The sequence below is a fragment of the Bacillus sp. LR_5 genome (assembly GCF_042709275.1).
Genome location: NZ_JAVAXX010000193.1, coordinates 1 through 12,612 on the forward strand (window position 1 = coordinate 1; position 12,612 = coordinate 12,612).

11 protein-coding genes are annotated in these 12,612 nt (G+C 45.5%); all 11 read right to left on the reverse strand.

From position 1 onward, the window contains the following. Positions 1–35: 35 nt before the first annotated feature. Entirely contained in the window at positions 36–680 is a 645-nt protein-coding gene (locus tag RAC86_RS26890; protein WP_072566257.1) for a thiamine diphosphokinase, read from the reverse strand. 69 nt (positions 681–749) lie between these two features. After that, on the reverse strand, positions 750–1,403 hold the full coding sequence (gene rpe / locus RAC86_RS26895) for a ribulose-phosphate 3-epimerase (protein WP_014113757.1): 654 nt from the start codon (positions 1,401–1,403) through the stop codon (positions 750–752). Between the two features lie 4 nt (positions 1,404–1,407). Continuing rightward, entirely contained in the window at positions 1,408–2,304 is an 897-nt protein-coding gene (rsgA, locus tag RAC86_RS26900) for a ribosome small subunit-dependent GTPase A (RefSeq protein ID WP_014113756.1), read from the reverse strand. Between the two features lie 14 nt (positions 2,305–2,318). Further along, positions 2,319–4,265, reverse strand: a complete 1,947-nt coding sequence (gene prkC / locus RAC86_RS26905) for a serine/threonine protein kinase PrkC (protein ID WP_072566256.1) — start codon at positions 4,263–4,265, stop codon at positions 2,319–2,321. Continuing rightward, complete coding sequence (gene prpC, locus RAC86_RS26910; protein ID WP_003221533.1) at positions 4,259–5,023, reverse strand: protein-serine/threonine phosphatase PrpC; 765 nt, start codon at positions 5,021–5,023, stop codon at positions 4,259–4,261. Before prpC ends, prkC begins: the two co-directional genes overlap by 7 nt. Positions 5,024–5,029: 6 nt before the next feature. After that, positions 5,030–6,121: a dual-specificity RNA methyltransferase RlmN gene (gene rlmN / locus RAC86_RS26915; protein WP_072566255.1), complete on the reverse strand. Its 1,092-nt coding sequence runs from the start codon at positions 6,119–6,121 to the stop codon at positions 5,030–5,032. 2 nt (positions 6,122–6,123) lie between these two features. Next, a complete protein-coding gene (rsmB, locus tag RAC86_RS26920) occupies positions 6,124–7,467 on the reverse strand; it encodes a 16S rRNA (cytosine(967)-C(5))-methyltransferase RsmB (protein ID WP_072566254.1) in 1,344 nt (447 codons plus the stop codon). Further along, positions 7,454–8,407 (reverse strand): methionyl-tRNA formyltransferase, encoded by a 954-nt coding sequence (gene fmt, locus RAC86_RS26925; protein WP_013307976.1) that lies wholly within the window; start codon positions 8,405–8,407, stop codon positions 7,454–7,456. The genes rsmB and fmt overlap by 14 nt, the downstream gene beginning before the upstream one ends. A 4-nt stretch (positions 8,408–8,411) precedes the next feature. Next, positions 8,412–8,894, reverse strand: coding sequence for a peptide deformylase (def, locus tag RAC86_RS26930; protein WP_014113751.1), 483 nt, complete (start codon positions 8,892–8,894; stop codon positions 8,412–8,414). Positions 8,895–8,920: 26 nt separating this feature from the next. After that, positions 8,921–11,338, reverse strand: coding sequence for a primosomal protein N' (gene priA, locus RAC86_RS26935; protein ID WP_072566253.1), 2,418 nt, complete (start codon positions 11,336–11,338; stop codon positions 8,921–8,923). Next, positions 11,335–12,555, reverse strand: coding sequence for a bifunctional phosphopantothenoylcysteine decarboxylase/phosphopantothenate--cysteine ligase CoaBC (gene coaBC / locus RAC86_RS26940; protein WP_072566252.1), 1,221 nt, complete (start codon positions 12,553–12,555; stop codon positions 11,335–11,337). The genes priA and coaBC overlap by 4 nt, the downstream gene beginning before the upstream one ends. Between the last annotated feature and the right edge of the window lie 57 nt (positions 12,556–12,612).

Consider the following 12,612-nt stretch of genomic DNA (forward strand, 5'->3'; position numbering starts at 1 on the left):
GTTCATTGATTTCAGCAAATGAATGAAAGCACATGCTATTCTGTGCTTCTTATCATTATTAATATGCCTTTTGCAAACGAAAAAGTACCTCGTGAATGAATGAGTTCGTTACTAATACATAGTGTTGAACCGAGCATAATATGACACTTATTTAGCGGATATTTAAAACCAGTCAGGGTCAGCTCATGTATTTCTTCGGAAAACGGTATGAAGGAGATATATCGCTTGTTTTCATCCTTCTCAATATCATATTCACCGGGAGGGAACATTTGAATATGATTTTGTTTGTCTATCAGCCTAATTTTTATATTCGTTTTTACACCTCTGTACAGAAGCTGAATGTTGCCTAAAAAATGATCAGCTCTGCCGCCTGTAATGCCGAAGATCTGAATGATATCCGGCTGTTTTTCCAGCGCCCAATCAAGGGCGAGGTCTAAATCTGTTTGATCTTTTTCTGCTTGATACACATGGAGTGCGGGAGCGGCTTTTTGAATTCGGAGACGTTCTTGCTCTGTTATGCTGTCAAAATCTCCAAAGGCTTCATCAGGAATGATCCCGGCATCTAAAAGAGTGACGGTGCCTTTGTCAACACCGATCCAAAGGATGTGCTCAGCCATATAGCCGGTTAGATCAGGAATGAGATCTTTAGGGCCTCCCGCAACGATATTGATTGTTTTCATCTCTGATTCCTTTCTCTGCATACAGGAAAAAGAGCTTAGGCTCTGTACGCCCAGCTCTTTTTTTGCTGCTTATTTACTTCCTCTAATTTCAGAAATTGCTTTTTTGCGGTCGGACTGGCCATAAACAGCTGAACCGGCAACGAGTAAATTTGCACCCGCTTCAATAACTAACGGAGCAGTCTCCTTGTTGACGCCGCCGTCTACTTCAATTAACAGATCTTTTTTTCCTCTTTCATCCGCCATTCGCTTAACCTCTTTGATTTTAGGAAGGACGGAATGAATAAATTTCTGCCCCCCAAATCCCGGGTTCACCGTCATTAAAAGAACAAGATCAAGGTCGTCGAAAACATGCTCGATGACTTGTACAGGCGTATGCGGGTTTAGAACAACACCGGCCTTTACACCCTGCTCTTTAATAAGCTGGATGGTACGGTGCAGGTGCGGACATGCCTCAGCATGCACAGACAGGATATCTGCGCCCGCTTTCGCGAAAGCTGGGATGTAACGATCCGGCTCTTCTATCATTAAATGAACATCAAGCGGCAGATCTGTTACCGGACGGACAGCTTCTACAATCAGCGGACCGATCGTGATATTCGGGACAAAATGGCCGTCCATGACATCAATATGAATACAATCTGCTCCGCCCTTTTCTACATCTTTAATCTCATTGCCTAAAGCGGCAAAATCAGCGGAAAGAATAGATGGTGCAACCTTTATCATTATGCTAATACCTCGGCTTTCTGTCTTTAATCTCCGTCATAAATTCAACATAATGGTCATAGCGGTACTGCTTTAATTCCCCGTCTTCAACGGCTTGTTTCACCGCACATTTCGGCTCTTTTAGGTGTAAACAGCCTCTAAATTTGCATGAAGAGCTTTTTTCTCTAATATCAGGGAAGGTATAGCCCAGCTCTTCTTCCTCAATGTCTGTAAACTCAAGCGAGCTGAATCCCGGAGTATCCGCAACCAAGCCTCCGGACGTGTGAATCAGCTCCACGTGGCGAGTTGTGTGTTTCCCGCGGCCCAAATGCTCAGAAATCTCGTTTGTTTTTAAACCGAGCTCCGGACTAATCGCGTTGAGGAGCGAGGATTTTCCAACACCGGACTGACCGGCAAATACCGTTGTTTTGTCCTGAAAATGCGGGATGATGTCCGCTAAACTGTCTTGGTCCTTAGAGGAGGTGAGATACACGTCATAACCAATATTCCGGTAGTCTTCTGCATAGGCTTGAATCGCATCTTGTGTATCTTGATCTTCAATCAGATCCATTTTTGTAATGCATATAATCGGCTGAATATCATTGGCCTCAACGAGAACCAAGAAGCGGTCGAGCAATGCCGTGCTGAAAGAAGGCTGAACCGCTGAGAAAACAAGGACCGCTTGATCAACGTTGCAAATTGGCGGCCTGATCAGCTCATTGGTTCTTTCTTTAATTTCTAATAGATATCCCTCTTTGTCATTTTCAGCTTGATACACAACGTAATCACCGACAAGAGGGGTAATTTTGTTCTTTCTGAAAATGCCTCTTCCTCTGCATTGTATTACTTTATCTGAATCCTCTGATTCATCGAGTACATAGTAAAAGCCGCTTAGCGCCTTAATAATTTTGCCCTCAGGCATATTTTCCCTCCTTGTTATTCATCTTTCGGATATTCAATGGTTTTGTAGCTGACGACTTTATTGTTTACCATCACTTGATAATACCCTTTTTGGCCAGGTTCAATCTTTAGTTCGATCGTCCGTTCAGTCGGCTCTTTTATCTTAAATTCTTCGTAAGAGTCAGAGATACTGTGATCTGCATCGTCAATCGCGATTTGCACTTCAAGCTCGTCCCCTTCATTTTCTGGCTCGTAGGGGATCTCGACCTTTTCTTTTACTGTTTTCGCAGGTTTTTTCTCAGGTCCCAGAGAGAATGTCACTTCAACTTCGTTTCCCGGCTTTACTGCCGTTCCTGCTGCTGGTTTTTGTTTGACAACCTGTCCTTCTGGAACGTCATCTGAGTATGCTTCTTTTTCGATCAGCTTCAGTCCGTTGTCTTCCAGATATCCAGACGCTGCTTCTTTACTGTAAGTTTTCAAGTCTCTAAGCGTAATGTCTTCGGGCCCGATACTGACTGTGAGTTTGATTGAATCTTCACTCGGTACAAGTTCAGTCCCTGCTGACGGATTCTGTTCAATGACAGTGCCAGCGCTTTTCTCGTCATTCACTTCATTCACCGTTACATGTTTAAACCCTTGGTCCTTTAAGGCTTTTTTTGCCTGATCGACCGTTTGGCCTGTTACATCACCGATCTCTGTTTTAGCTTTTCCGGTGCTCTTATAAAGCGTGACCGTTGCGCCTTCTTTCACTGTGGAATCCGCTTTAGGATCTGTTTTTACCATCAGGCCTTCTTCGATTTTCTCATCTGAGATTTCCAAAACCTCTGAATCAACCTGCAAACCGTCTTTTTCCAAGAGGTCTGCCGCCTTTTCGTATTCCATTCCGGAGACATCAGGTATTTTGACATCTTCAGGCATAAAAAGCGACGGAAAAACGGTGACAGCGAGAATTCCAGCTGTGATGAAAACGATGCATATCGTGAGCAAAACCCACGGCCACTTTTTTCTTTTGCCGTTTTTCTTTGTTTTGTTGTCTTGGGCGGATGTCAATTCAGCTTCTTTTTCGCCAGCAGCTTTAGCGAGCTCTTCATCTTTAATGATAGGAATCGCTTTTGTCATTTCTTCATCTTCTTGAACCGTAAATCTCTTTTCATTGAGTCTGTCGGCATCAAAAGCTGTTTGGATATCTGCTTCCATGTCTTCAGCCGTTTCGTAGCGATGAAAAGGATCTTTGGCAGTTGCCTTTAGTATGATGTTTTCAACACTTTGGGGTACTGACGGATTCCACCTTCTCGCCGAAGGGGTTTCCGCCTGTAGATGCTTTAAGGCGATGCTGACTGCCGATTCTCCATCAAACGGGATACGGCCGGTTAAGAGCTCGAATAGAACGATTCCAAGCGCATAAATATCCGATTTTTTTGTTGCCAAACCGCCCCGCGCCTGTTCAGGTGATAGGTAATGGACTGATCCCAGCACAGAATTTGTATGGGTGATTGTGGTCGAACTTAGTGCTGTCGCAATTCCGAAATCCGTCACTTTGATATTTCCCATGTGGTCAATCAAAATGTTATGCGGCTTAATGTCTCTGTGAACAATCTGATTTTGATGGGCATGAGCAATGGCTGAGACAATTTGCTCCATGATGTTCAGCGCTTCTTTAGGGTGAAGCGGCCCGTTTGCTGTTATGTATTCTTTAAGCGTCATGCCCTCAACGTATTCCATGACAATATAATAAATATCATCTTCCTCGCCCAAATCGTAAATGCTGACAATATTCGGGTGATCGAGGCTTGATGCGGATTGGGCTTCTCTGCGGAAACGCCTGATAAACTCATTGTCGTTCACATAGTCAAACCGCAGGATTTTGATTGCGACTTCACGGTCTAGAATGATATCCTCAGCTAAATACACGTTGGCCATTCCCCCGCCGCCTATAACGCGGAGAATTTGGTAACGCCCGCTGATCCGCTTGCCGATTAGCACTGATCTTCACCCTCTTCAACATGTAAAGCAAGCTCCAGCAAAACTGCTGTAATGTTGTCTTCCCCGCCATTCTGATTGGCTTTGTCCACAAGCAGGTTTACTTTTTCCTGAGGAGCTGAATCGCTTTGCAGGATGTCTTTTAACTCAGTGCCTTCCACTTTATTCGTCAGTCCGTCAGAACATAGAAGCAGTTTGTCCCCAGCTTCAATGTCAAAGGAACGTGTGTCAATGCTGACTGACTGGTCTGTTCCGAGTGCCTTCGTCAACACATTTTTTCGCGGATGATGTTCGGCGTCTTCTCTGGAAATCTCTCCAGTGCGAACCAGTTCATTTACAAGCGAATGATCTTCTGTCACCTGAATGAAATCATCGTCCTGAAGCAAATAGCATCTGCTGTCACCTATATGAGCAACAGAAACCGTTTTCCCCGTAAAAAGCGCACATACAATCGTCGTCCCCATGCCTTGGCATTCTTCATGGGCTTGGGCATGATCGTATATTTTGCTGTTTACCGCAAGAATCTGTTCAATGAGCCATTCTTCACATTCCGAAGGCGCAACTGGAATCGCCTCTGCTTCATTCCATTTCTCCCCCATGGCTTTCACAGCCATCTTGCTTGCAACATCTCCAGCAAGATGGCCGCCCATGCCATCAGCGACAACCGCTAATACAAATTGATCTTTCCCCTTGAATATCCCCGCATCATCTTCATTATGCTGGCGGATTTTTCCTGTATCTGTTTTTAAGGCTGTTAACAACCCTCATCACCTCGTCTCGTCTTGACGCTCCTTCGCGCGAAGCTGACCGCAGGCTGCGTCAATGTCATGGCCTTGCTCTCTTCGGATTGTGACATTTACTCCGCGGGATTTCAGCGTTTTCTCAAAAGCAAAAATCTGATCACGCGGTGTGCGCACATAGTCCCGTTCAGGCACGTAGTTTACCGGAATCAAGTTCACGTGGCATTTAATTCCTTCCAATAAGTCAGCAAGCTCTTCAGCGTGCTCAACCTGGTCGTTTACGCCTCCGAACAGCCCGTATTCAAAACTGATACGGCGTCCCGTTTTGTTAATATAATATTTAACGGCTTCCATTAACTCAGGCAGCTTGTACGCTCTGTTAATCGGCATCAAACGGCTTCTGATTTCTGTATTCGGGGCGTGCAGAGAAATCGCAAAGTTAATCTGCATTTGCTGATCAGCGAATTCGTAAATTTTCGGGATGATTCCACTTGTAGAAACCGTAATATGGCGAGCGCCAATATTCAGGCCCTTGTCATGGTTAATGATTTTCAAGAAAGCGAGCATTTCATTAAAGTTATCAAAAGGTTCACCGATTCCCATGATCACGACAGAGCTGACGCGTTCATCCGTTTCATCCAGAGCTTTTTGAACTTTGAGTACTTGAGCGACAATTTCACCCGCTTCAAGGTTTCGTTTCAAACCCCCGAGCGTTGACGCGCAGAATGTACAGCCAATACGGCAGCCGACTTGTGTCGTTACACATACAGAATTGCCATACTCGTGTCTCATTAAAACGGTTTCGATTGTATAACCGTCATGAAGCTCGAACAAAAACTTCATCGTACCGTCTTGGGAGGTTTGCTTAACAGCCGTTTTCAGCGTTGTTAACACAAAATGAGTGCTTAATTTCTCACGCAGATCCTTTGACAGGTTTGTCATTTCTTCAAAAGAAGATACGCGTTTTTCATATAGCCATTCAAAGATCTGTGCCGCGCGGAACGGTTTCTCTCCGTTGTCTGTCAGCCATTGTTTGATTTCATCTAATTCAAAAGAATAAATAGACGGACGCTCTGTCCGCAATTCTTTTCTTGCTGTTGTTTTTTTAAGTTCTGCCATTGTTATCCCTTCTTTCTCATGCTGCAAATAAAGAAACCATCTGTTCCGAAATAATGAGGAAGGATTTGCAGCCTTCCATCCCGAACAAAGGGTCTCGCCTTTTCGGGCAGCCGCTTTTCAAGAGACAAATCGGGTTCAAAATCAGGATGTTCTTGTATAAACGCATGTATTACTTCATCATTTTCTGTCCGGTCCATTGTACACGTACTGTAGACAAGAGTGCCACCTTTTTTTACTAATGGTGCGATTTCCCTCAAGATCGACAGTTGGATTTCAGCAAGCCGTGCGCTGTCGTCAGGCTTTTTCGTGTATTTCATGTCCGGCTTTCTTCGGATCACGCCAAAACCTGAGCACGGGGCATCGACCAATATCCTGTCAAACTGTCCATTTTCAAACGTTTCTCCTGCTTGTCTCGCATCCATTGTTTTCGCGTCAATGATTGTAAGGCCAAGCCGGTCTGCCGCTTCTTTAATCAGCTTCACTTTATGTTTGTGAAGATCAAGCGATGTAACGCTTCCCTTGTTCTCCATTAATTCTCCGATATGAGCTGACTTTCCGCCGGGCGCAGCACACGCGTCAAGCACCGTTTCACCGGGCTTAGGATCAAGGGCACGGGCGACGAGCATGGAGCTCTCATCCTGGATGGAAACTTCACCGTTTTGGAAGAAATGAGTTCCAGCGATTGACCCCTTTAAGAGCTTCACCGCGTCTTCTGCGAGGTCGCCATTTTCAACTTCGATTCCCTCAGCAGCCATTTGATCAAGCAAATCCGCTCTATCTGCTTTCATTTGATTGACACGCAGTGTCTGCCTCGGCGGAATGAGATGGATGCGGCAAATCTTTTCAGCCTCATCAAATCCATAAGCATCCGTCCACTCTTTTACGAGCCATTCCGGATGACTTGTCTCTGTCGCCAACCGGCGGACAGGATCTTCAATGGCGTCAAAGGTTGGCACACCTTCGCGCTGTATGGAACGAAGCACACCGTTGACAAATGAAGCAATGCCCTTGTGTCCGCGTATTTTAGCAATCTCGACCGCTTCATGAATAGCAGCCCTGTCTGGAATTTTCTCCAGATACTCCATTTGATATAAGGATAGGCGAAGAAGCTGAATCACCCACGGCTTTACTTTTTGAGGCTTATTAATAAACGGTTTGAGCATATAATCAAGCGCGATTTTGTTTTGCAATGTCCCGTAGACAAGTTCAGTCAAAAGCCCTCTGTCCTGATCACTCAGTTCATTTGATTTAATGACCGATTTCAGGAGCAGGTTGCTGTATGCCTGGTTTTGTTCTAGTTTGATCAGCGCCTCAAGGGCGATATCACGAACACTATTTTTTTTCATTGTTTACTCCTAACTTTTCACCAGCTTCAACATGAGCGCCGCGCACAAAATCCTCGCCTTTCATGCGTTTTTTGCCGGCTGGCTGAAGTTCGGTTAATAACAGGGCCGTATCGTTACCTGTGGCAACGATAATCCCTTCCTTTTCAACCGCAACGACTGTGCCGGGCTCAGCTTTTGTTGGTGCGGGTGTTTTTTTCGACGCCCACACTTTTAAGTTTTGGCCATTTAGAGTCGTATAGGCAACAGGCCAAGGATTTAACCCGCGGACCTGGTTGTAAAGCTCTTCACCCGTTCTTGACCAATCGAGCAGCTCTTGCTCTCTTTTGATGTTAGGCGCATATGTCGCTTTCTCTTCATCCTGCTTTTCAGGTGATATGCTGCCGGCAATGACGTTTGGAACCGTTTCAGATAATAGCTTCGCGCCAGCTACGCTTAATTTATCATGCAGCGTTCCGACATTGTCGGTTTCTTCAATGTCCACTTCCACTTTTGAGATCATATCGCCGGCATCCAATTTTTCTACCATATACATAATAGTAACCCCGGTTTTTTTCTTTCCCTGCAGAATGGAGTAATGGATTGGAGCACCGCCGCGCAATTCCGGCAAAAGAGACGCGTGAACATTAATGCAGCCGTATTTCGGGCTGTCGAGAAGCTCCTTAGGCAAAATTTGTCCAAATGCTGCTGTTACAATAAGGTCAGGCTTTAATGCCAGCACTTTCTCAATTTCTTCTTTCAATCTTACTTTTTCCGGCTGAAGAACCGGGATGCCGTGACGCAGTGCCTCTTCTTTTACCGGAGGAGGAGTCAGCACTTTTTTTCTGCCCTTCGGACGGTCCGGCTGTGTGACGACCCCCACTACTTCATAACCATCCTCTATCAGGGTTCTTAAAACAGGAACTGAAAAATCCGGCGTCCCCATAAATACGATTCTCGTCATCAAATCATCCTTCCATATCCGCTAGTTCATCTTCTGTATAGTATTTACTGATTTTAGATGTAAACAGCACACCGTCTAAGTGGTCCATTTCGTGCTGCACGGCTCTCGCTAAAAAGCCTCGCGCTTCCAGAATGAACGGTTTTCCCTGACGGTTAAACGCACGTACTTTGACATAATCAGCACGTGTGACATCACCATAGACGCCAGGAAAGCTCAGGCATCCTTCAATTCCGGTTTGCTCACCGCTTTTCTCTAAAATCTCGGGATTAACGAGATCAATTCTGCCGCTGTCATCCCCGATATCTACGACAGCCACTCTTTTTAAGATGCCGATTTGCGGCGCTGCCAGTCCGACACCATCCATTTCAAGCATGGTGTCGTACATATCATCCAACAGTTTTTTTAGCTTTTTATCAAAAACAGTCACGCTTTCCGTCGGTGTTTCCAAAACCTCCGCTGGATGTGTGACGATCTTTTTTACTGCCAATTTGTTACCCTCCAAGACGTGAGATCTTACATCATCATATAAGGATTCATATCAATTGAAATCATTACATGCTTTTGTTCAATTTCTCGTTTATAATGTTCCAGTATCTTCTTCAATAAAGCGGATAACTGGGTTTCCTGTTTGTATTTTATCACGCATTGATAGCGATATCTATCTTTGATCCTGGCTATCGGCGACGCGCTTGGCCCAAGAATTTTCGTGTCAGCTCCGCAGTTTGCTTTCAAAAAGTGAGCGATTTTTTCAGCCGTAACAGCTGCTTTCGCTACTTCTTCATGAGAAACAGTCACAAGAGCCAAATAGTAATAAGGCGGATAGGATTGCTCTCTCCTGTGAGCCATTTCATGCTGATAGAACGTTTCATAATCGTGCGTCTTCGTCAGCTGGATGCTGTAATGGGACGGTGTGTACGTTTGAATGATGACATGGCCGGGTTTTTCATGCCTGCCTGCCCGGCCGCTGACTTGCGTTAACAGCTGAAATGTTTTTTCGGCCGATCTGAAATCAGGAATATGGAGTGTTGTATCAGCACTTAACACTCCGACAAGTGTGACATTCGGAAAATCAAGCCCTTTCGCAATCATTTGCGTTCCGAGAAGAATATCCGCTTTTCCTTCTCCGAAAGCTGACAATAATTTTTCATGGGCGCCTTTCCTTGAAGTCGTATCAACATCCATTCGAATCACTCTCGCATTTGGCAGCACTTTTGTCAGCTCTTCCTCCACACGCTGTGTCCCCGTCCCGAAAAAGCGGATATGCTCGCTTGCACATTCTGGACAAGTATGCGGGACAGGCTCTTCATGTCCGCAATAATGGCATTTCAGCCTTTGGCCATAACGATGATACGTCATGGAAATGTCGCAGTGCGGGCATTGCGGGACATATCCGCAATCCCTGCACATCACAAAGGAAGAATAGCCCCTTTTATTTAAAAACAGCACAGCCTGCTCGCCCTTGGCAATCGTTTCTTCAAGCTTTTCCATCAATTCAACTGAAAACATTGAGCGATTGCCGCTTCTGAGCTCCTCTCTCATATCAACAAGCGAAACCTCAGGCATCACCTGATGATTAACGCGGTGCTTCAGCGAAAGAAGCTCGTACACACCCTTTTGCGCCCGTGCATATGACTCTAATGTCGGCGTAGCGCTGCCCAGCACAACAGGACAGCTGTGATGCTCAGCCCGCTTGATCGCCACCTCTTTCGCATGATAGCGCGGCATTTCTTCTTGTTTATAAGAGGACTCATGCTCTTCATCGATGATAATCATTCCGAGATTTTCAAACGGTGCAAAAATAGCCGATCTGGCGCCGACGACAAGCCGGACTTCCTTCCGGTGGATTTTACGCCACTCATCATATTTTTCCCCTGTGGATAATCCGCTGTGCATGACTGCCACCTGAGAGCCGAAACGGCCCTTGAAGCGATTGACCATCTGTGGCGTCAGCGAGATTTCCGGTACGAGTACGATGGCTTCTTTTCCTTTCGCCAGTACTTTCTCAATTGATTGCAGATAAATCTCTGTTTTTCCGCTGCCTGTTACGCCGTGAAGAAGGAACACTTTATGTTCATCGTTGTCCAACGTCTGGCGTATTGGCTGAAAGGCAGCGCTCTGTTCGTCTGTCAGCGGGAGCGGCTCTGTTTTTTTGAATATTTTGTCCTGATAAGGATCTCTGTAAACCTCTTCATAGCTTTCCTTCAAAAGCCCCTTTTGGATAAGGGTTTTGATGGTCGCAGAGCTCGCGTCCGTTTTTTTGCACAAATCCGCTGCAGGGATTTTCACCCCTTCCGGCTCAGCGGTGAAAAAGTGAAGAATCGCCTGCTGCTTGGCTGCTTGGCGAGATAATCCCTCAGCCTGCTTGCTAAGCTCTTCTTTACTGGCATTTGCCTGAATATGCCTGACCATTTTTTTATTGGTTTTTTGCGCAACTTTATACGTCACATCAATGCTGCCTTTTTGAACATGCTTTTGAATCAGTTTCAGCGTATCGTGATCGGGTATATCCGAATACAGAAGAGTCTTTGTTTCAGAAAACAGCCGTTCCACTTGCGGTGGTAGATCGGCACCGTGTGCGATCTTTAATTCTTTTTCATATTTCGCCTTTAATGCGGCAGGCAGCATCGCTTGAAGCGCCGTTATTTTAAAAGACAGCGTTTTGTCGGACAGCCATGATGACAAATTCATAAGCTCCTCTGTCAAAACAGGTGTAAGATCTAATAAATCCTCTACCTCCTTGACAGATTTCCCCGAGAGATCAGATGCTTCTTTCACAGCTGTCACAAACCCTTGAATTTTACGGGGGCCAAACGGGACAATGACTCGCATGCCCGTTTTGATCATGCCTTTGAGATGGTCTGGGATTTTGTAATCAAAAGGCCTGTCTATATTTTTGGTGCTGACATCAACGATGACTTCGGCAAAATTCATGAGCGCTCTCCGGTTTGTTTTAAGAGGGCTGCGATTTCCTGAAGGATTTCAAAAGAAACATCAAGCTTCGACATGATCGGAAGCTTGCGTTTGCGCCCGTCTTTGAAAAAAATTGTTACGATATTCGTATCAGCACCAAAACCGGCCCCATTTGCTTTCACATCATTTGCCACTATCATATCAAGATTTTTGGCAGCGAGCTTTTTACGGGCATAGTGTTCAACGTCTTGTGTTTCAGCTGCAAATCCGATCAACAGCTGCTGCTTCTTTCTCTCGCCTAATTCTTTTAAAATATCGACCGTTCTTTCCAGTTCCAGGGTCATACCGCCGTCTTGTTTTTTCATTTTATGGTCAAATACTGTTTTCGGCGTAAAATCGGCTACCGCAGCTGTTTTGATGACAATATCACTCGAGTCATACACGGAGAGCACCGCTTCGCGCATATCCGCAGCCGATTGAACAGGGATAAACTGAGCAAGGCCTTTCGGCTGATCCAGCGAAACAGGGCCAGAGATTAAAGTTACACGTGCGCCGAGCTGGACAGCCGCCTCCGCTAATGCGTATCCCATCTTGCCCGTTGATTTATTGGTGAAAAATCGAACAGGATCAATCGCTTCCCGTGTCGGGCCAGCTGTAATGACCACATGTTTGCCTTCTAAAGGAGCGATTTTTTCTTCAGCAAAATGCTTTTCGGCTAGCTTCACGATATTTTCAGGCTCTTCCAATCTGCCTTTTCCTACGTAACCGCATGCTAAATAACCCTCGCTCGGCTCAATAAAACGATAGCCATCCTGATAAAGAACAGAGATATTTCGTTTAACTGCCGGATGGTCATACATGTGAACATTCATCGCCGGCGCGATCCACACGGGAGCCGTTGCTGCTAACAATGTTGTCGTCAGCATATCATCAGCGATACCGTTTGCCAGTTTTCCAATCACATTAGCCGTAGCCGGCGCCACGATAACCAATTCGGCCCAGTCTGCGGCATCAATATGAGAAATGACGCTTGGATTTTGTTCTTTAAATGTATCTGTATAGACTTCGTGGCGGCTCAATGCCTGAAATGTCAGCGGTGAAACGAATCGGCAAGCTGATTCAGTCATAATCACTTTGACATTTGCTCCTGCCTGAACCAGCTTGCTCGTTAACGCACAGGCTTTATAAACAGCGATGCCCCCGCTCACGCAAAGTAACACATTTCGATTGTTAAGCAATGACTTCTCCCCCTCTGCACTTTACAAAAACCGCACGGAAAAAAATAACAACCTACA

Coding starts and splice junctions, on each gene's coding strand:
- RAC86_RS26890 (WP_072566257.1), bottom strand. CDS start 680: ATGAAAACAATCAATATCGTTGCGGGAGGCCCTAAAGATCTCATTCCT.
- rpe (WP_014113757.1), bottom strand. CDS start 1,403: ATGATAAAGGTTGCACCATCTATTCTTTCCGCTGATTTTGCCGCTTTA.
- rsgA (WP_014113756.1), bottom strand. CDS start 2,304: ATGCCTGAGGGCAAAATTATTAAGGCGCTAAGCGGCTTTTACTATGTA.
- rlmN (WP_072566255.1), bottom strand. CDS start 6,121: ATGGCAGAACTTAAAAAAACAACAGCAAGAAAAGAATTGCGGACAGAG.
- rsmB (WP_072566254.1), bottom strand. CDS start 7,467: ATGAAAAAAAATAGTGTTCGTGATATCGCCCTTGAGGCGCTGATCAAA.
- fmt (WP_013307976.1), bottom strand. CDS start 8,407: ATGACGAGAATCGTATTTATGGGGACGCCGGATTTTTCAGTTCCTGTT.
- priA (WP_072566253.1), bottom strand. CDS start 11,338: ATGAATTTTGCCGAAGTCATCGTTGATGTCAGCACCAAAAATATAGAC.